Below are 19,171 nucleotides of genomic sequence, written 5' to 3'. Positions count from 1 at the left end.
ACCCCGGCTTCGAGAACGGCTCGGCGGACGTCAACCACACGGTGATGACGGACTCCTGGGGCCCGTCGGGGTACAACATCATCACCCCGTCCAGCCTGCACGCGCCGCACTCGGGCTCCTGGTACGCTGGCGTCGCCAGAACACCGGGACGGCACGACCTCCATCACCACCTACCGTGAACAGCCTACCCCGGCTACGGCGGGTACGCGCCGGTGCCGCCGCGCAAGTCCCGCAGGACGCTGTGGATCGTGCTCGGCACCATCGCCGCCGTGCTGGTGATCGTCGGCGGAGCCCTCGGCTACTTCATCTGGGACACGACCAGCAACGCCGGCACCCAGAAGATCGTCTTCCCGGCGACCTTCAAGGACCTCAAGGCCAACGACGACCCGGCGGTGACCGGGAAGATCCAGGACGAGCTCACCTCGAAGATCGGCCAGGGCGACGGAAACTGGAAGCCCACCGGCGTCGCCGGGGTCTACCAGGACTCCGACTCCAACCCCCAGCTGATCGCGGTGGGCGTCTACGGCAAGGTGCTGCTGCCCAAGCAGGAGCTGGACCAGATGTTCAGCGGCTTCACCGGCGCGGGCGCCAAGGTCACCGACCGGCACTCGGTCGACCCGGGCCCCAAGGGCGGTCAGATGGACTGCGCCACGTCCGAGGACGGCGAGAGCAAGCTCGCCCTCTGCGCCTGGGCCGACAACAGCAGCGTCGTCATGGTGCTGAAGGGCTCCGACGACGGCAGCCAGCCCGACGTGGACAAGCTCGCCGCCGACACCCGCGACCTGCGCGCGGTCGCCGAGGTGGCGAAGTAGGCAGCGGCCCCCGACGTGACGAAGGGGCCCCGCACCGGATCCGGTGCGGGGCCCCTTCGTACTTCCTCGGTGTCAGGCGCTCTTGTCGCGCCGCTCGCGCTTGATCATGTCGCGCGGGACCAGGGTGGGGATGGCGTGCTTGGAGACCACGTCCCCGGTGACCACCACGCGGGCGACGTCCTGGCGCGAGGGGACCTCGTACATCACGGACATCAGCACCTCCTCCATGATGGCCCGCAGACCACGCGCGCCGGTGCCGCGCAGGATCGCCTGGTCGGCGATCGCCTCCAGCGCGTCCCGGGAGAACTCCAGCTCCACGCCGTCCAGTTCGAAGAGCTTGCGGTACTGCTTGACCAGCGCGTTCTTCGGCTCGGTGAGGATCTGCAGCAGCGCCTCGCGGTCGAGGTTGTGCACGCTGGTGATCACCGGGAGACGGCCGATGAACTCGGGGATCATGCCGAACTTCACCAGGTCCTCGGGCATCACCTGGCGGAAGTGGTCGCTGGCGTCCGACTCCCGCTTGGAGCGGATGTTGGCGCCGAAGCCGATGCCCTTGGCACCCGCCCGGCCCTCGATGATCCGCTCCAGGCCGGCGAACGCGCCGCCGACGATGAACAGCACGTTGGTGGTGTCGATCTGGATGAACTCCTGGTGCGGGTGCTTGCGCCCGCCCTGCGGCGGCACCGAGGCGGTGGTGCCCTCCAGGATCTTCAGCAGCGCCTGCTGCACGCCCTCGCCGGAGACGTCACGGGTGATCGACGGGTTCTCGCTCTTGCGCGCGACCTTGTCGATCTCGTCGATGTAGATGATCCCGGTCTCGGCCTTCTTGACGTCGTAGTCGGCCGCCTGGATCAACTTGAGCAGGATGTTCTCGACGTCCTCGCCGACGTAACCGGCCTCGGTCAGCGCGGTGGCGTCCGCGATCGCGAACGGCACGTTCAGCATCCGGGCCAGGGTCTGCGCCAGCAGCGTCTTGCCGGAGCCGGTGGGGCCCAGCAGCAGGATGTTCGACTTGGCCAGCTCGATGGCGTCCTCGCGGCCGTTGCCGCCGCTGCGACCGGCCTCGCCCGCCTGGACGCGCTTGTAGTGGTTGTAGACGGCCACCGACAGGGCCTTCTTGGCGAGGTCCTGGCCGACCACGTACTGGTCGAGGAACTCGTAGATCTCACGCGGCTTCGGGAGCTCCTCGAAGCGCACCTCGGAGGTCTCGGCGAGTTCCTCCTCGATGATCTCGTTGCACAGGTCGATGCACTCGTCGCAGATGTACACGCCTGGGCCGGCGATCAGCTTCTTCACCTGCTTCTGGGACTTGCCGCAGAACGAGCACTTGAGCAGGTCGCCACCGTCTCCGATGCGTGCCACGAGGTGCTTCCCCTTCGCCAGGGGCCCCGCAGCGGTTCCGGGGCCTGGTGCTGTGGACCGTCCGCGCCGACGGCGCTCGGTCTCGCTATCCGACGGTACTCTGCCCGGCCCGTGATTCCGTCCTCTTCGCCGGGTCTGCCCTACGCCCTGGGCGAATTGATACCGAACAGATGCCGTGGCAGAACCCGCCGACGGGTCGGGGCGGGCCGCGCAACCGGGTGCGCGCCCCGCCCCGTCGGTGCCGGCCTCAGGAGGTCAGCGAGGTCTTGCGGGTGGAGATGATCTGGTCGACCAGGCCGTACTCGACGGCCTCCTCGGCGGTCAGGATCTTGTCGCGCTCGATGTCGTCGCGCACCTGCTCCACCGACTTGTTGGAGTGCTTGGAGAGCATCTCCTCCAGCTGCTCGCGCATCCGGAAGATCTCCTTGGCCTGGATCTCCAGGTCGGACACCTGGCCGCGGCCGGTCTCGGTGTACGGCTGGTGGATCAGGATGCGGGCGTTCGGCAGCGCCATCCGCTTGCCGGGGGTGCCGGCGGCGAGCAGCACGGCCGCGGCGGAGGCCGCCTGGCCCATGCAGACCGTGGTGATGTCCGGCTTGACGTACTGCATGGTGTCGTAGATGGCCGTCAGGGCCGTGAACGAGCCGCCGGGCGAGTTGATGTACATCTGGATCTCGCGGTCCGGGTCCATCGACTCCAGGCACAGCAGCTGCGCCATGATGTCGTTCGCCGAGACGTCGTCCACCTGCGAGCCGAGGAAGATGATGCGCTCCTCGAACAGCTTGGCGTACGGGTCGTACTCGCGGATGCCCTGCGTGGTGCGCTCGACGAAGCGCGGGACGATGTAGCGGCCCTCGGCGCGCATGTCCTCGACGCGGGCCTTCGCGGCCGACAGGCTGGGGATGTTCATGGGGGTTCTTGTCCTCCGGGGCGTTGTGGCTGTGGTCTCGTGGGCCGGGCCGAGGCTCAGGCGCCCGTGCCGCCGCCGCCGGGGACGTCCGCGGCGCTGTGCATGATCGCGTCGATGAGGCCGTACTCCAGGGCCTCCTCCGGGGTGAACCAGCGGTCGCGGTCCGAGTCCCGGGTGATCTGCTCGAAGGACTGGCCGCTGTGGAACGCGATCAGCTCGGACATCCGCTTCTTGGTGCGGAGCAGCTGCTCGGCCTGGATGCGGATGTCGGTGGCGGAACCGCCGAGGCCCGCGGAGGGCTGGTGCATCAGGATGTTGGCGTTCGGCAGCGAGAAGCGCTTGCCCTTGGCGCCGGCGGTCAGCAGGAACTGGCCCATCGAGGCGGCCATGCCCATCGCGATGGTGACGACGTCGTTCTTGATGTACTGCATGGTGTCGTAGATCGCCATGCCCGCCGAGATCGAGCCACCCGGGGAGTTGATGTAGAGGAAGATGTCCTTCTCGGGGTCCGCGGCCAGCAGCAGCAGCTGGGCGGTGATCTTGTTGGCGATGTCGTCGTCGACCTGCTGGCCGAGGAAGATGATCCGCTCGTTGAGCAGCCGGTTGTAGACCTGGTCGCCAAGGCCGCCGAGCACGTCACCAGCGGCGGCGTGCGGCGCCATCGGGCCAGGCATCTGCATCTGCGGGAACGTCACTTAGCCACCTGCTCAGTCGATTTGGAGGGCCGCTCCACGGCTCTCACGGTGTCGCACAGCTTCCGGGTATCACGTCGTGATTGTTGCTGTCCAAGGACCCTAACGCGCAGGCCCGGCCGCAGAATCCCTCACGCAGAACTGTTCGCTGTGAGCGCAGGGTCGCGTCGCGCGCGGGGGACGACAGCGGGCCCGGACACCGTACGGCGTCCGGGCCCGCTGTGTCGCCTCGAGGGGCTACCGGGGCGCTCAGGCCTCGGTGCCCTCCTCGGCCTTGTCCTCGACGGTCTCGGCCGTCTCGTCCTCGTCGTCGTCGAAGTTGATCTCGTTGCCCTCGGTGTCGACGACCTTGGCGGCCTCGACCACGGTGGCCAGAGCCTTGCCGCGGGCGACCTCGCCGACCAGCAGCGGAACCTGGCCGCCCTGGACGACCTGCTGCGCGAACTGGTCCGGGGTGAGGCCCGAGCCGGCGGCGCGGCGGATGAGGTGCTCGGTGAGCTCCTCCTGGTTAACACCCAGCTCCTCGTTGGCGACGATCTGGTCCAGGACGAACTGGGTCTTGATGCCCTTCTTCGCCTGCTCCTCGATCTCCGCGTCCCACTCCTCGCGGGTCTTGCCCTGGGTCTCCAGGTAGGTCTCGAGGTTGAGGCCCATCGGCTCGAGCTGGTGGTGCTCGACGTTGTGCTTGCGGGTCTCGATCTCGTCCTTCAGGAGCTTCTCGGGGTACTCGATCTCAACCAGGGCGAGCAGCGCGTCGAGGACCTTCTCCTGGGCCTGGGTGGCCTGGTCGTACTCCTTCATGCGCTCCAGGCGCTTGCGGGAGTCGGCACGCAGGTCCTCCAGGGTGTCGAACTCGCTGGCCAGCTGGGCGAACTCGTCGTCCAGCTCCGGCAGCTCCTTCTCCTGGACGGCCGTGACGGTGACGGTGACCTCGGAGGTCTTGCCGGCCTGGGTGCCACCCTTGAGCTCGGTCTCGAAGGTCTTCTCCTCGCCGGCGGACAGGCCGGTCACGGCCTCGTCGATGCCGTCGATGAGGCGGCCCGAGCCGATCTCGTAGCTGACGCCGGTGGCGGTGCCGTCCTCCGGCACCTCACCGTCGACCTTGGCGACGAGGTCGACGACCACGATGTCACCGGCGGCCGCGGCGCGCTCGACGTCCTTGACCGACGAGAAGCGCTCGCGCAGCTGCTCCAGCGACTTCTCGATGTCCTCGTCGGAGACGGCGATCGGGTCGACGGTCACCTCGATGGAGGAGAACTCCGGCAGGGTGATCTCCGGGCGGATGTCCACCTCGGCGGTGAACTTCAGGTCACCACCGTCGGCGATCGTCTCGACACCCTCGATGTTGGTGATGTCGGGCTGGCCGAGGACCTCGATCTTGCCCTCGTCGACGGCCTGCGTGTAGAAGCGCGGCAGGGCGTCGTTGACGGCCTCCTCCAGCACGGCACCACGGCCGAAGCGCTGGTCGATGACGCGAGCCGGGATCTTGCCCTTGCGGAAGCCCGGAACCGTGACCTGCTGGTTGATCTTCTTGTACGCCGCGTCGAGGCTGGGCTTGAGCTCCTCGAAGGGCACCTCGACGGTGAGTCGAACCCGGGTCGGGTTCAGAGTCTCGACGGCGCTCTTCACGGTTAGGTCTCCTATGGGCTTGCGGTCGGTTGCCTCCGCCCGTCCCTCGGCCCGGCCGGAGCCGGAACGGATGGGTCGGGCGAGACGGGCGATGGGCGGTTGGAGCTGCATCTCCCGTGTGGGTGGACGGTGAGCTTGACTCCTCGCCCTCGTGCGGTTGACCTGGGTGGACGCCACAGGGACTACCGCCAGCGCCCCATCCTACCGGTAGCACGAAAGGCGGACGCCAGACGCCACCGTACCGCCCAACAGAACAGGGCCCCGCCCCGGTGGGCGAGACCCTGCCGCACTGTCGGGGTGACCGGATTCGAACCGACGGCCTTCCGCTCCCAAAGCGGACGCGCTACCAAACTGCGCCACACCCCGTGGTGCCGAGAGGAAGCGTACACGCCGGGCCTGTACGGCTCGCCGAGTTATTCGGGGCGCGGCGGAAGAGGGATCCCGGGGAATGCGGTGTGCACGGAAGCGGCCGGAGCAGGTACGCTGTCTCCCGAACTTCCGGCCGGAGACGGCTGGGGGGTCGCGCGGGCGTAGCTCAATGGTAGAGCCCTAGTCTTCCAAACTAGTCACGCGAGTTCGATTCTCGTCGCCCGCTCCGACAGACCGGCCCCGGTGCGCCCAGCGCACCGGGGCCGTCGTCGTTCAGAGCCCGAGCCGGGCGGCCCGGGCGGCGGCCCGGTCGAGCAGCTGGTGCACGTCACCCTCCCGGGTGGTGGGGCGGTCGTTGTACTCGTCCGGGGAGCGCGCCGGGCGGCCGGTGGCGTGCAGCACCTCCATCAGCTGGACCCGCGCGGTGCGCACGGTCGCCGGGGTGCCGTAGCCGTACGCCAGGACGGCGGCCTGGGCGCCGAGCAGGCAGACCCGGCCGGCCGCGTCCCACATCGCGCCCTGCAGCCAGCCGTGGGCGCCGATGTAGCGGGAGGCGAGCCGCAGGTGGTCGGCGGCGGTGACCGGGACGGGCCGGGCGGGGCGGCGCAGGGCCCGGTCGAGCAGGGTGGCCCGGGGCGCCGGGTGGCCGGCGTGCCACGGGCTCGGGGTGCTCCCGTACGGACAGACGTACGGCCCGGGGGTGCGGGCGGGGGCGGGCAGCGAGGCCAGGTAGGCCTCGATCTCGGCGACCAGGCCGGAACCGTCCGGGAGGAGGGGCGGGAACGGCGGAGGTGGCGTTGGCGCCGGGCGGGATGTCGGCGCGGGGCGGGGTGTCGCGGCGGGGCGGGGCATGCGGGTTCTCCAGGCGGGCGGCCTTCGGTTTCCGCTCCCCAAAGTGGGGCATTCAGAACATTTCCGCGACCGGAGGTTCGGACTGCGCGCGCGGTTTCCCGCACGGCGGTCGGGCCGATAGCCTCGGCGGCGTTCGAGCGCAGTTCGAGCGCGACCTCACGCGCCGCGCTCCCGAGGTGGAGGAGTCCCGGTGGGTCCGCAGGAGCGACTGGCCGTCATACAGCGCTGTGTGATCCGGGAGATGGCACGGCTGGGCCAGGTGTTCCTTCCGGACGGCGAGGTGGTGCGCGGACCGGGCAGCACGGCGGTGGCGGTGCGCGAGCACCCCGGGGACGACGGCGGCGCCGGGCACGTGGACCTCGGCTTCGTGCTGCAGCTGGGCCGGGCGGACGCACCGGTGGTGTGGGACTGCGCGGCCGGCCTCGGCAAGACCGAGGAGGAGAAGCTCGCCAACGCGGTGAAGATGTGGGCGACCACCACCGCCTCGGTGCTGGTCGAGCTGGCGGACGGGCACGGCGTGCACGCCGACCGCCCCGACCTGCCGCAACTCCCGGGCTGGCGGGCGGTGCAGGGGCCGGCGGCGGTGTTCGGCTTCGGCAACGAGCACCTGGCGGCCTGGCTCGCCGAGCACCGGGTGCTGCCCGCGCTGGCGCCGGCGCTGCGCGGGGAACTGGCCGGGCCGGGACCGGTCGGGGTGAAGCTCTTCCTGGGCGGCAAGGCAGGCGACGACGTCGCCGAGGTCCGGGTGGACGGCGAGGTGTCGGAGGCGGCCTCCGCGGCGCTGCGCGCGCTGGACTGGCCGCGCGGCGAACGGCTGTGCTGGGCGCGGCTGTTCGTACTGCTGACGGCGGAGCGGGCAGCACCGTTCGCGGCCGCGCCGGCGGGCGCCGTGGCACCCGTTCCGGTACGTCCCCCCGCCCCGGCGGCGGCGCGCCCCCGGGGTCTGTTCGCTCGCTGGCGGGAGGCCAGGCGGGCCGGCCGGTAACGGCGGTTGTTCGCCCGCACGCTTCGAGCCGAAGGGCGGGCGGGGCCGACCGTCGGCCCGTACCCGGTCAGCCGCCGGTGATGCTGGAGATGCTGTGCGCCAGGTTGGCCAGCAGCGAGTTGATCGAGGTCGCCATCGTGGTCTCGTGCAGCATGAAGCCGAACAGGGCGGCGACGATCGCGTGCGGGATCTTCATCTGCTTGTTCCGGATGAAGATGATGCACAGGATCGCGAACAGGACCAGCGCGGAGACGGAGAGTGCCACCCGGACTCACTTCCTCGTTTCATAGCGTGGTGCCGCCGCCCGGCGGCACCTGCGAAGCCGGACCCCGGCCTGTCCGACGGTCCCGAGGCGGAATCGCGGACCGTCCGGCACAGCGCCGGTGAGGGGGCCCGCGTCGGCCAGCCGTGTGGTGTGTCGCACGTGTCGCCCCCCATCCCCCGAATCCTGAACAGTCCCGCCCGGACTCAGTGTGGTCGACCGTGCCGATTGCGTAAAGGTCTGACTGTCGGCCCAGCGCCGACATCCTGCGATGCGAGACGAGTTTCCGCCGACCGGGACGATAGCGGAGCCGTTCTGACGAATCATCGGCGGGGCGGTGCTGAGCGGCCGGGAAACGCCCGGGAGCAGGGAACGGAAGCCGCTGATCCGGTCAGCCGACGGGGCGTCCGATATGGCCGAAGATCAGCTGCCAGGCTTGACAGCGACTGCCTGCGGCATGTGCCCCTCGCGGGCGGGCGGGCGAGTCACCGCCCCGAGCCGAAGGGGGGCGCCGGTGCCGAAAGGGAGAAGCGGGGGAGCGCCGACCGTCGGCACCGGGTCGGAGCGCCCCGGAGGCGAGCGGGCGAGTCACCGCCCGGAGGCGAGCGGGTGAGTATCAGTCGCGCCAGAGCAGCAGGACGGCGCGGTCGTCGTTGATGTCCCGGGCCACCGTCTCGATCAGTGCGGCCGCCGCGCCCGCGCCGCTGCCCGGGGCTCCGCCGGGGACCAGCCGGTCGGCCTCCCCCATCAGCCGGTCCATGCCCTCGGCGAGGTCCCGGCCGGGTGCCTCGACCATTCCGTCGGTGCACAGCATCAGCACGTCGCCCCGGTTCAGCCGGCCGCGCACGCCATCGAACTTGGCGCCGTCGTAGATGCCGAGCAGCGGGCCCTCGGCCTCCTTGACCTCCCAGCGCCCGGCGCCGGCCAGGCGTTGCATGCCGGGCAGGTGCCCGGCCGAGAGCAGTTCGTACTCGCCGGTGTCCAGGTCGAGCACCAGGTGGACGGCGGTGGCGAAGCCCTCCTCCCAGGACTGGCGCAGCAGGTAGCCGTTGGCGGCGGGCAGGAAGTCGTGCGCGGGCAGCGAGCCGACCAGCCCGCCGAAGGCGCCGGACAGCAGCAGCGCCCGCGAGCCCGCGTCCATGCCCTTGCCGGAGACGTCCGCGAGGACCACCTCCAGCAGCCGCTGGCCGGGGCCGGTGCGGGCGGCCACCACGAAGTCGCCGGAGAAGGACTGGCCGCCGGCCGGGCGCAGCGCCATGTCCGCGTGCCAGCCGGCCGGCAGCGCGGGCACCCGGCTCTGCACCCTCAGCCGCTCGCGCAGGTCGAACAGCATGGTGGAGCCGCCCCACCAGGGGACGCCGACCCGGGCCCGGAACTGGGCCAGCAGCAGGCCGCCCACCCCGGCGGCGCCGACCACCAGGGCGGCGCCGGGGGTCACGCCGTAGACGTAGGCCTCGGGGTTCTCGCTGGCGACCCGCTGGCCGGTGTGGATCACGGACTCGGCGGACAGCCCGAGGGCGGCCAGCGCGTAGAGCACCACCAGGCTGCCGGGGCGCAGCAGCAGCGCGCCGGCCAGAATCGGCAGGACCAGGGCGGTGGGCGGGGCCCAGTCGGGGATCCAGATGTTGAGCACGATCATCAGCGGGACGAGCAGGGCCAGCGCGCAGAGCACCGGCCAGTCGGCGGCGCCGCCGCGGAAGTAGTCGACCCCTGCCGTGCGCAGCCTTCGGCGGGCCCGGCGGAGCCTCTTGCGCAGCCGGGCCGTCACGGGCTCGGACGCCGGGGCGGCGCCGGGCCTCGTCGCAGTCGTCTGGGGCGGTGCGCCCGGCGGTCTGCCAGCCATGGGGTCCGACCCTATCCACGGGTGCGGCCCGGCGTCGACGGGCCGGGGGCGGGCGGTGGCGCGGGGGCGCGGACCGCTCGGCGGGTTTCGGCCGATCGGGGAGGTGGCGGGCGCGGCGTCAGGAGGCGTGCGCCGGTTGGGCGTAGGGAGCCTGCGGGCGGAGCGTGCGCCCCGCGTGCGGGGACACGGGTGCGCCGGGGCCTGTGGCCGATCCCACAGGTGGCGCGGGGGCCGGGGACGACGGCGGCCGGCCGCACGGAGGGTGCGGCCGGCCGTCGGTGAGTGGTGGGTGGCGGGGTCAGCCCTGGGGGTGGTGGGCCGGGATCGGCGGGAGCTCGCCGGTGGTCTCGTACTCGCTGAGCATCTCGATCCGGCGGGTGTGCCGGGCCTCGCCGCTGTAGGGGGTGTTGAGGAAGACCTCGACGAACTTGGTGGCCTCCTCGACCGTGTGCATCCGCCCGCCGATGGAGATCACGTTGGCGTTGTTGTGCTGCCGGCCGAGCTCGGCGGTCTGCACGCTCCAGGCCAGCGCCGCGCGGACGCCCTTGACCTTGTTGGCGGCGATCGCCTCACCGTTGCCCGAGCCGCCGATCACGATGCCCAGGGCGTCCTCGTCGGCGGCGGTGCGCTCGGCGGCGCGCAGGCAGAACGGCGGGTAGTCGTCCTCGGCGTCGTAGATGTGCGGCCCGCAGTCGACCGGCTCGTGGCCGGCCCCCTTCAGCCACTCCACCAGGTGGTTCTTCAGTTCGTATCCGGCATGGTCGGAGCCCAGGTACACGCGCATGCCATGAGTGTGGCATGCGGGCGCGCCCGGGCCCGACAACGGGGGCGCCGGTGTCAGCGCCGGCCGAGCAGCTTCCAGGCGAGCGGCAGGGCGCCGGCGGCGAAGGCGGCCTTGAGCGCGTCGCCGACCAGGTACGGGTAGAGGCCCAGCTCGGCGGCGCGGGCGAGCGACACGTGCAGGCTGAGGGCCAGGTACGGGACGCCGACCGCGTAGATGGCGAGGCTGCCCAGGACCATGGTGACGGCGGTGTTCACCGGGGTGCGGTCGGCGCCGCGGCGGGCGAGCGCGCCGGTCAGGGCGGCGGCGAGGACGAAGCCGAGCACGTAGCCGAGGGAGGGCATGGCCCAGCCGGAGGTGCCCTCGGCGAACCAGGGCAGGCCCGCCATGCCGGCCAGCAGGTAGAGCGCGAGCGAGGCGACGCCGCGGCGAGCGCCGAGCGCGGTGCCGACCAGCAGGGCGGCGAAGGTCTGGCCGGTGACCGGCACCGGCGAGCCGGGGATGTTCACCGACAGCTGGGCGGCCACGCCGGTCAGCGCGGCGCCGCCGGCCACCAGGGCCAGGTCGCGGGCCTGGGCGCCGAGGCGGGTGGAGGCGGTGGGCAGCAGGTCGGCGAGGACGGCGCGGCGCGCTATCGGGGTGGTGGCAGTGGCCATCGGGGGCTCCTCGGTAAGGGTCCAGGTGAGTGAACAACTGTGAACTTACGTGGTGATCCACTGCGCCGCCGCCACGGTTTCGGACAAAGCAGCGCCCCCGGGCGTTGTCGGAACCGGCCCAGAGCGACGTTCCGTCAACATACCGACCCGTACGGTGGCCGGCCGGTCCGCATGGTGGGCGCCGGGGCGGGCACCCTTGGCATGGGCGGCGGGGCCCCGGATATTGGACAACTCATGCCGCATACCGCACAGTCTGGATCCAGCCCTATGGCCCCCACTCCCGCGCCCCCGGCACCCGGGACCACCGACAGCAGCCCACAGGCGTCCGGTGGCCAGCAGCTCAGCCACGGGCTCAAGCAGCGCCACCTGTCGATGATCGCCCTCGGCGGCGTCATCGGCGCCGGCCTGTTCGTGGGCTCCGGGGCGGGCATCGCCGCCGCCGGTCCGGCGATCATCCTCGCCTTCACCCTCTCCGGCCTGCTGGTCATGCTGATCATGCGGATGCTCGGCGAGATGTCCGCCGCCCGTCCGGCCTCCGGCTCCTTCTCGGTCCACGCCGAGAAGGAGATCGGCCCCTGGGCCGGGATCACGGCGGGCTGGATGTACTGGGTGATGCTCTGCTGCGGCGTCGCCGCCGAGGCCACCGCAGCCGGGAAGATCGTCAACGGCTGGATACCCGGGGTCTCCTCCTGGGTCTGGGTCGGCCTGTTCATGGTCTTCTTCTGCGCCAGCAACCTGACCGCGGTGAAGAACTTCGGCGAGTTCGAGTTCTGGTTCGCCGCCGTCAAGGTCGCCGCGATCGTCACCTTCCTGGTCCTCGGCGGGCTCGGCATCGCCGGCGTGATCGGCCCCGGCGCCCCCGGCGCCACCAACCTCACCGGCCACGGCGGCTTCCTGCCCAACGGCGTCAGCGGACTGATCGTCGGCCTGCTCGCCTCGGTCTTCGCGTACGGCGGCCTGGAGACCGTGACCATCGCCGCGGCCGAGTCCGACGACCCCAAGCGGAACGTCGCCAACGCGGTGCGCACGGCGGTGTGGCGGATCGCGATCTTCTACATCGGCTCGATGGCCCTGGTGGTCACCCTGGTCTCCTGGACGGACCCGGCGGTCGTCGCCGACGGCCCGTACGTCACTGTGCTGCGCCACCTCGGGGTCCCCGGGGCCGGGGCGATCATGGAGGTGGTGGTGCTGGTCGCGCTGCTGTCCGCGATGAACGCCAACATCTACGGCGCCTCCCGGATGGCGTACTCGCTGGTCGGCCGCGGCCAGGGGCCCAAGGCACTGGCCAAGGTCGGCGGCGGGGTGCCGCGCCGGGCCGTGCTCGCCTCCTGCCTGTTCGGCTTCGGCGCCGTGCTGGCCGCCAAGTTCTGGCCCGCCACCGTGTTCACCTGGCTGATGAACACCACCGGCGTCGCGATCCTGGTGGTCTGGCTGTTCATCTGCATCGTCCAGCTGCGGATGCGCCGCCGGCTGGAGCGCGAGGCGCCCGAGCTGCTCACCGTGAAGATGTGGGGCTACCCGTACCTGACCTGGATCGCCATGGCCGCGGTGGCCGGCATCCTCGCGCTGATGACCACCACCGAGGGCAACCGCCAGCAGCTGTACGCGGCCGGGGTGCTGGTAGCCCTGCTCATCACGGGCGGCCTGCTCAAGCAGCGCCGGGACGCGGCCGCGGGCTGACCCCGGCGGGAACGCGGAAGGGGCCCGGAACCACTCGGTTCCGGGCCCCTTCCGCGTTCGTCCCGGCCCACTCCTCCGGGCCGACTCCTCCGGGCCTACTCGAAGGAGGGGCCCGCCGTACGGGTGCGCTTGATCTCGTAGAAGCCCGGGGTGGAGGCCACCAGCAGGGTGCCGTCCCACAGCCGGGCCGCGGCCTCGCCCTTGGGCGCCGGGGTGACCACCGGGCCGAAGAAGGCGACCCGCTCGCCGTCCGCGCCCTCGACCGCGATCACCGGGGTGCCGACGTCCTCGCCGACCAGGGTGATGCCCTCCTTGTGGGAGGCGCGAAGGGCCTCGTCGTACGCGTCGGTGTCCGCCGCGTCCGCCAGCTCGACGGGCAGGCCCGCGGCCACCAGGGCGGCCTCGACCGTCTCCCGGTTCTGCGGCAGGCCCTGGTTGTGGAAGCGCAGGCCCAGCTCGGTGTAGAGGCGGCCCAGCACCTCCTCGCCGTGCTGCTGGGCGGCCGCGATGCACACCCGCACCGCGCCCCAGGCGTTGTCCAGCAGCTCGCGGTAGTTCTGCGGCAGGTCACGGTGCTCGTTGAGCACCGACAGGCTCATCACGTGCCAGTTCACGTCGACCGGGCGCAGCTGCTGGACCTCGATCAGCCAGCGGGACGTCATCCAGGCCCAGGGGCAGGCCGGGTCGAACCAGAAGTCGGCGGTCTTGCGCTCAGCGGCAGTCGTCACTGGGTCTCGTCCTTCGTGAGGTGTTCCGAGGCGGCGGGGCACAGCCCCATCCGAACCCCAACACCCGCGCGCCGCCGCTGATTCCGGCCCGGACGCGGCGGCCTGTGCAATGGTACCGGCCGGGGAGGCCGTGAAAGGATGCCCCTGCGTGCGCGAGGCACCCCGCGCGCGGACCCGCACCACCCACACACGCACCACCCACACGCGCACCACCGTGCGAGCCGGACAAAGGAGTACCGCCGTGCCGGGCAAGAACCTGAGCCGCGAGGAAGCACAACAGCGAGCCGGCGTCCTGGCCGTCGACGGCTACCTGGTCCGGCTGGACGTGACCTCGGCCCCCGACCCGGCCGCCGCCACCTTCCGCTCCACCACCACGATCACCTTCCGCTGCTCCCAGCCCGGCGCCGGCACCTTCCTCGACCTGCTCGCCCCCGCCGTCCGCTCCGTCACCCTCAACGGCCGCGAACTCGACCCGGCCACCGCCTACGACGGCGCCCGGGTACACGTCGACGGCCTGGCCGCCGAGAACGTCCTCACCGTCGAGGCCGACTGCGCCTACAGCCGCACCGGCGAGGGCCTGCACCGCTTCGTCGACCCGGTGGACGGCGAGACCTACCTGTACACCCACTACGAGCCGGCCGACGCCCGCCGGGTCTTCGCCAACTTCGAACAGCCCGACCTGAAGGCCCCGTTCACCTTCACCGTGACCGCCCCGGCCGCCTGGGACGTGCGCTCCAACGCCGCGCACGAGGCGGTCCACACCGAAGGCGGCACCCGCACCTGGGAGTTCGCGCCGACCGCGCCGATCTCCACCTACCTCACCGCCGTGGTGGCCGGCCCGTACCACGTCGTGAACGACCACTACAGCCGCGAACTCCCCGACGGCACCGCCCTGGAGATCCCGCTCGCCGCGCTGTGCCGCAAGTCGCTGGCCCCGCACTTCGACGCGGAGGAGATCCTCGGCGTCACCAAGCTCGGACTGGACTTCTTCCACGAGGAGTTCGACTACCCGTACCCCTTCGGCAAGTACGACCAGGCCTTCGTCCCCGAGTACAACATCGGCGCGATGGAGAACCCCGGCTGCGTGACCTTCAAGGAGGAGTTCGTCTTCCGCTCGAAGGTGACCGACGCCGCCTACGAGGCGCGCGCCAACGTCGTGCTGCACGAGATGGCGCACATGTGGTTCGGCGACCTGGTCACCCCGCGCTGGTGGGACGACCTGTGGCTGAAGGAGTCCTTCGCCGACTTCATGGGCTCCTACGCCCTGATCGGCGCCCGCACCCGGTACTCCTCCGCCTGGGTCACCTTCGCCAACCAGCGCAAGGCCTGGGCCTACCGGCAGGACCAGTTCCCCACCACCCACCCGATCACCGCCGACATCCGCGACCTCGAGGACGCCAAGCTCAACTTCGACGGCATCACCTACGCCAAGGGCGCCTCCGTCCTCAAGCAGCTGGTCGCGTACGTCGGCTCGGAGGCCTTCTTCGAGGGCGCCCGCCGCTACTTCAAGCGCCACGCCTTCGGCAACACCGAACTGGGCGACCTGCTGGACGTCCTGGAGGAGACCAGCGGGCGCGACCTGAAGAGCTGGGCCGCCGCCTGGCTGCAGACCGCCGGCGTCAACGCGCTCACCCCGCAGGTCACCACCGACGCCGAGGGCCGGATCACCGAACTGGCCGTCCTCCAGGACGGCGAGGTACCGCGCCCGCACCGGATCGCGGTCGGCCTGTACGACCGGGACGCCGACGGCGCCCTGCTGTGCACCGAGCGGATCGAGCTGGACGTCACCGGCGCCCGCACCGTCGTCGCCGAGGCCGTCGGCCGCCGCCGCCCGGACCTGGTCCTGCTCAACGACGAGGACCTCACCTACTGCAAGATCCGCTTCGACGCCGACTCGCTGGAGACCCTGCGCACCGGCCTCGGCGACATCCGCGACGAACTGGCCCGGGCGCTCGCCTGGTCCGCCGTCTGGAACCTCACCCGGGACGGCCTGATGCCGGCCCGCGACTACGTCGCCCTGGTGCTGCGTTTCGCCGGCCAGGAGGGCAACATCGGCGTGCTGCAGTCGCTGCACGCCCAGTCCAAGACCGCCGTCGACCTGTACGCCGCCCCCGAGTGGCGCGCCGAGGGCGCGCGGAAGCTCGCCGACGGCGCCCTGAACGAGCTGCGCGCCGCTGTCCCCGGCAGCGACCACCAGCTCGCCTGGGCCCGCTTCCTGGCCCAGACCGCGGGCGGTGCCGAGCACCTCGGCCTGGTCCGCGGCCTGCTGGCCGGCAGCGCCCGGATCGACGGCCTGGAGGTCGACCAGGAGCTGCGCTGGTCGCTGTGGCTGGCGCTGGCCGCCGCCGGGCAGGCCACCGACGAGGAGCTGGCCGGCGAGCTGGCCGGCGACAACACGGCGGGCGGCAAGCGCCAGTACACCCAGTGCCTGGCCGCCCGGCCCACCCCGGAGGCCAAGGCCGCCGCCTGGTCGGCCGTGACCGACTCCGACGAGCTGCCGAGCGCCCTGGTCGAGGCCAACAGCGCGGGCTTCGCGATCCCCGCCCAGCGCGACCTGACCGCCCTCTACGCGGCGCCGTACTTCAAGCTGCTGGAACGGGTCTGGGCCGAGCGGACGATCGAGATCGCGATGCGGATCGTCAGCGGCTTCTTCCCGATCGCCCAGACGAACGAGCAGACCCTCGCCGAGGCGGACGCCTGGCTGGACGGCCACCCGCAAGCCGCCCCGGCGCTGCGCCGACTGGTGCTGGAGCGCCGGGACGACCTGGCCCGCGCCCTGCGGGCACAGGCCTGCGACCGGGTCTGACCGGCTGACGGAGGGGCCCGCCGACCGCGTGTCGGCGGGCCCCTCCGGCGTGTCCGCATCGCGTGGCCGTCCCGCGCGTCCGGGAACGCGGAAGGGGCCGGACCGCGTGGTGCGGTCCGGCCCCTTCAGGCGCTGTGAGCAGGCTCAGCCGATGAGCGAGCGCAGCACGTACTGCAGGATGCCGCCGTTGCGGTAGTAGTCCGCCTCACCGGGGGTGTCGATGCGGACGACCGCGTCGAACTCCTTGTCACCGGCCTTGACCTTGACGGTCTTCGGGGTGCGACCCTCGTTGAGCTCGGTCACGCCGGTGATGGAGAAGGTCTCCTCGCCGGTCAGGCCGAGGGACTCGGCGTTCTCGCCCTCCGGGAACTGCAGCGGCAGGACGCCCATGCCGATCAGGTTCGAGCGGTGGATGCGCTCGTAGGACTCGGCGATGACGGCCTTGACGCCCAGCAGCGCGGTGCCCTTGGCCGCCCAGTCGCGGGACGAGCCGGAGCCGTACTCCTTGCCCGCCAGGACGACCAGCGGGATGCCGGCGGCCTGGTAGTTCTGCGAGGCGTCGTAGATGAACGACACCGGGGCGTCGGCCTGGGTGAAGTCGCGGGTGTAGCCGCCCTCGGTGCCCGGCGCGATCTGGTTGCGCAGGCGGATGTTGGCGAAGGTGCCGCGGATCATGACCTCGTGGTTGCCACGGCGCGAGCCGTAGGAGTTGAAGTCACGCTTCTCGACGCCGTTGGCGGTCAGGTACTGCGCCGCCGGGGTGCCCGGCTTGATGTTGCCGGCCGGGGAGATGTGGTCGGTGGTGACCGAGTCGCCCAGCTTGGCCAGGACGCGGGCGCCGGCGATGTCGGTCACCGGGCTCGGGGTCTTGGCCATGCCCTCGAAGTACGGGGGCTTGCGGACGTAGGTGGACTCGGCGTCCCACTCGAAGGTGTTGCCGGTCGGGACCGGGAGCGACTGCCAGCGGTGGTCACCGGCGAAGACGTCCTGGTAGCCCTTGTCGAACATCGCCTCGTCGATGGAGCCGGCGACGGTGGCGGCGACCTCCTGCTCGGACGGCCAGATGTCGGCGAGGAAGACGTCGTTGCCGTCGGCGTCCTGGCCCAGGGCGTCCCGGGTGATGTCGATGTTCATGTTGCCGGCGAGGGCGTAGGCGACCACCAGCGGCGGGGAGGCCAGGTAGTTCATCTTGACGTCCGGGTTGATCCGGCCCTCGAAGTTGCGGTTGCCGGAGAGCACCGAGACGACCGCGAGGTCGGACTCGTTGACGGCGGCCGAGACCTCCTCGGGCAGCGGGCCCGAGTTGCCGATGCAGGTGACGCAGCCGTAGCCGACCAGGTTGAAGCCCAGCTTCTCCATGTACGGGAGCAGCCCGGCCTTCTCGTAGTAGTCCATGACGACCTTGGAGCCGGGCGCCAGGGTGGTCTTGACCCAGGGCTTGACGTGCAGGCCCTTCTCCACGGCCTTCTTCGCCAGCAGGGCGGCGCCCAGCATGACGGAGGGGTTGGAGGTGTTGGTGCAGGAGGTGATCGAGGCGATCACGACCGCGCCGTTGTCGATCTCGTAGGTCGAGCCGTCGGGGGCGGTGACGGTGGTCGGCTTCGAGGCCTCGGCGGAGTAGGCCGGCAGCGCCTCGGCGAACTTCTGGGCAGCCTCGGCCAGGACCACGCGGTCCTGCGGGCGCTTCGGGCCGGAGATCGACGGGACGACGGTGGAGACGTCCAGCTCCAGGTACTCGGAGTAGACCGGCTCGACCGACGGGTCGTGCCAGAGGCCCTGCTCCTTGGCGTACGCCTCGACCAGGGCGAGCTGCTGCTCGTCACGGCCGGTCAGGCGCAGGTAGTTGATGGTCTCGGCGTCGATCGGGAAGATCGCGCAGGTCGAGCCGAACTCCGGCGACATGTTGCCGATGGTGGCGCGGTTGGCCAGCGGGATGGCGCCGATGCCGTCGCCGTAGAACTCGACGAACTTGCCGACCACACCGTGCTTGCGCAGCATCTCGGTGATGGTGAGCACCAGGTCGGTGGCGGTGGTGCCGGCCGGCAGCTCGCCGGTCAGCTTGAAGCCGACCACGCGCGGGATCAGCATGGAGACCGGCTGGCCGAGCATGGCGGCCTCGGCCTCGATGCCGCCGACGCCCCAGCCCAGCACGCCCAGGCCGTTGACCATGGTGGTGTGCGAGTCGGTGCCGACGCAGGTGTCCGGGTACGCCTGGCCGTTACGGACCATGACGGTGCGGGCCAGGTGCTCGATGTTCACCTGGTGGACGATGCCGGTGCCCGGCGGGACCACCTTGAACTCGTCGAAGGCGGTCTGGCCCCAGCGCAGGAACTGGTAGCGCTCCTTGTTGCGGCCGTACTCGATCTCGACGTTCTGGGTGAACGCGTCCTTGGTGCCGAACTTGTCGGCGATGACCGAGTGGTCGATGACCAGCTCGGCCGGGGCCAGCGGGTTGATCTTGGCCGGGTCGCCGCCCAGCTCCTTGACGGCCTCGCGCATGGTGGCGAGGTCGACCACGCACGGAACGCCGGTGAAGTCCTGCATGATCACGCGGGCGGGCGTGAACTGGATCTCCTGGCTCGGCTGGGCGTTCTCGTCCCAGTTGCCGAGGGCGCGGATGTGGTCGGCGGTGATGTTCGCGCCGTCCTCCGTGCGGAGCAGGTTCTCCAGCAGCACCTTGAGGCTGTAGGGCAGCCGCTCGGAACCCTCGACGGCGGAGAGCTTGAAGATCTCGTACGACTCGTCGCCCACCTGCAGCGAGCTGCGGGCGTCGAAGCTGTTCGCGGACACGACTGACTCCTTCT

The 19,171-nt window shown here is 71.3% G+C and carries 15 protein-coding genes and 2 tRNA genes; 5 read left to right on the top strand and 12 right to left on the bottom strand.

What is annotated here, in order from left to right; genetic code table 11:
* Nucleotides 1-248 precede the first annotated feature (248 nt).
* Entirely contained in the window at nucleotides 249-812 is a 564-nt protein-coding gene (locus HS99_RS32105; RefSeq protein WP_211295905.1) for a hypothetical protein, read from the top strand.
* 72 nt (nucleotides 813-884) lie between these two features.
* Here the strand turns inward: HS99_RS32105 and clpX are convergent, their stop codons facing one another.
* The 5 genes from clpX to HS99_RS32080 all read right to left on the bottom strand — a co-directional run bounded on the left by clpX (nucleotide 885) and on the right by HS99_RS32080 (nucleotide 5,771).
* Nucleotides 885-2,174, bottom strand: a complete 1,290-nt coding sequence (gene clpX, locus HS99_RS32100; protein ID WP_030283761.1) for an ATP-dependent Clp protease ATP-binding subunit ClpX — start codon at nucleotides 2,172-2,174, stop codon at nucleotides 885-887.
* Between the two features lie 247 nt (nucleotides 2,175-2,421).
* Nucleotides 2,422-3,084 carry an ATP-dependent Clp protease proteolytic subunit gene (locus HS99_RS32095; protein WP_030283759.1) on the bottom strand — a complete coding sequence of 221 codons (663 nt, stop codon included), beginning with the start codon at nucleotides 3,082-3,084 and terminating at the stop codon, nucleotides 2,422-2,424.
* Nucleotides 3,085-3,140: 56 nt separating this feature from the next.
* Nucleotides 3,141-3,758, bottom strand: coding sequence for an ATP-dependent Clp protease proteolytic subunit (locus HS99_RS32090; RefSeq protein WP_046386806.1), 618 nt, complete (start codon nucleotides 3,756-3,758; stop codon nucleotides 3,141-3,143).
* A gap of 267 nt (nucleotides 3,759-4,025) precedes the next feature.
* Nucleotides 4,026-5,405 carry a trigger factor gene (tig, locus tag HS99_RS32085; protein WP_030557944.1) on the bottom strand — a complete coding sequence of 460 codons (1,380 nt, stop codon included), beginning with the start codon at nucleotides 5,403-5,405 and terminating at the stop codon, nucleotides 4,026-4,028.
* Between the two features lie 292 nt (nucleotides 5,406-5,697).
* Nucleotides 5,698-5,771: transfer RNA gene (locus tag HS99_RS32080), tRNA-Pro, on the bottom strand.
* A gap of 158 nt (nucleotides 5,772-5,929) precedes the next feature.
* On the opposite strand from HS99_RS32080, the gene HS99_RS32075 reads away from it, so the two are divergent.
* Nucleotides 5,930-6,000: transfer RNA gene (locus HS99_RS32075), tRNA-Gly, on the top strand.
* 47 nt (nucleotides 6,001-6,047) lie between these two features.
* Here HS99_RS32075 and HS99_RS32070 read toward each other — a convergent pair.
* Nucleotides 6,048-6,626, bottom strand: coding sequence for a DUF6197 family protein (locus HS99_RS32070; protein WP_050366790.1), 579 nt, complete (start codon nucleotides 6,624-6,626; stop codon nucleotides 6,048-6,050).
* A gap of 190 nt (nucleotides 6,627-6,816) precedes the next feature.
* On the opposite strand from HS99_RS32070, the gene HS99_RS32065 reads away from it, so the two are divergent.
* Nucleotides 6,817-7,611: a DUF6348 family protein gene (locus HS99_RS32065; protein WP_030557942.1), complete on the top strand. Its 795-nt coding sequence runs from the start codon at nucleotides 6,817-6,819 to the stop codon at nucleotides 7,609-7,611.
* Between the two features lie 67 nt (nucleotides 7,612-7,678).
* Here HS99_RS32065 and HS99_RS32060 read toward each other — a convergent pair whose 3' ends face one another.
* The 4 genes from HS99_RS32060 to HS99_RS32045 all read right to left on the bottom strand — a co-directional run bounded on the left by HS99_RS32060 (nucleotide 7,679) and on the right by HS99_RS32045 (nucleotide 11,153).
* On the bottom strand, nucleotides 7,679-7,876 hold the full coding sequence (locus HS99_RS32060) for a hypothetical protein (RefSeq protein ID WP_030283748.1): 198 nt from the start codon (nucleotides 7,874-7,876) through the stop codon (nucleotides 7,679-7,681).
* Between the two features lie 613 nt (nucleotides 7,877-8,489).
* On the bottom strand, nucleotides 8,490-9,716 hold the full coding sequence (locus HS99_RS32055; protein WP_078656767.1) for a PP2C family protein-serine/threonine phosphatase: 1,227 nt from the start codon (nucleotides 9,714-9,716) through the stop codon (nucleotides 8,490-8,492).
* A gap of 298 nt (nucleotides 9,717-10,014) precedes the next feature.
* Nucleotides 10,015-10,500, bottom strand: a complete 486-nt coding sequence (locus HS99_RS32050; RefSeq protein WP_030283744.1) for a ribose-5-phosphate isomerase — start codon at nucleotides 10,498-10,500, stop codon at nucleotides 10,015-10,017.
* Nucleotides 10,501-10,553: 53 nt separating this feature from the next.
* Complete coding sequence (locus HS99_RS32045; RefSeq protein ID WP_030283741.1) at nucleotides 10,554-11,153, bottom strand: biotin transporter BioY; 600 nt, start codon at nucleotides 11,151-11,153, stop codon at nucleotides 10,554-10,556.
* A gap of 267 nt (nucleotides 11,154-11,420) precedes the next feature.
* Between HS99_RS32045 and HS99_RS32040 the strand changes: the two genes are divergently transcribed.
* Complete coding sequence (locus tag HS99_RS32040) at nucleotides 11,421-12,833, top strand: amino acid permease (RefSeq protein ID WP_030558000.1); 1,413 nt, start codon at nucleotides 11,421-11,423, stop codon at nucleotides 12,831-12,833.
* Nucleotides 12,834-12,928: 95 nt separating this feature from the next.
* On the opposite strand, the gene HS99_RS32035 is transcribed toward HS99_RS32040, so the two are convergent.
* A complete protein-coding gene (locus tag HS99_RS32035) occupies nucleotides 12,929-13,561 on the bottom strand; it encodes a DsbA family protein (protein ID WP_030283737.1) in 633 nt (210 codons plus the stop codon).
* A gap of 241 nt (nucleotides 13,562-13,802) precedes the next feature.
* On the opposite strand from HS99_RS32035, the gene pepN reads away from it, so the two are divergent.
* Nucleotides 13,803-16,367 (top strand): aminopeptidase N, encoded by a 2,565-nt coding sequence (pepN, locus tag HS99_RS32030; RefSeq protein WP_030557998.1) that lies wholly within the window; start codon nucleotides 13,803-13,805, stop codon nucleotides 16,365-16,367.
* Nucleotides 16,368-16,511: 144 nt separating this feature from the next.
* On the opposite strand, the gene acnA is transcribed toward pepN, so the two are convergent.
* Nucleotides 16,512-19,157 (bottom strand): aconitate hydratase AcnA, encoded by a 2,646-nt coding sequence (gene acnA / locus HS99_RS32025; RefSeq protein ID WP_030557997.1) that lies wholly within the window; start codon nucleotides 19,155-19,157, stop codon nucleotides 16,512-16,514.
* Nucleotides 19,158-19,171: the final 14 nt, after the last annotated feature.

The organism is Kitasatospora aureofaciens (genome assembly GCF_001188955.3).
GTDB classification, from domain to species: domain Bacteria; phylum Actinomycetota; class Actinomycetes; order Streptomycetales; family Streptomycetaceae; genus Kitasatospora; species Kitasatospora aureofaciens.
The sequence above is the reverse complement of the archived record's forward strand: the minus strand, read 5'-3'. Positions and strand labels throughout refer to the sequence as shown.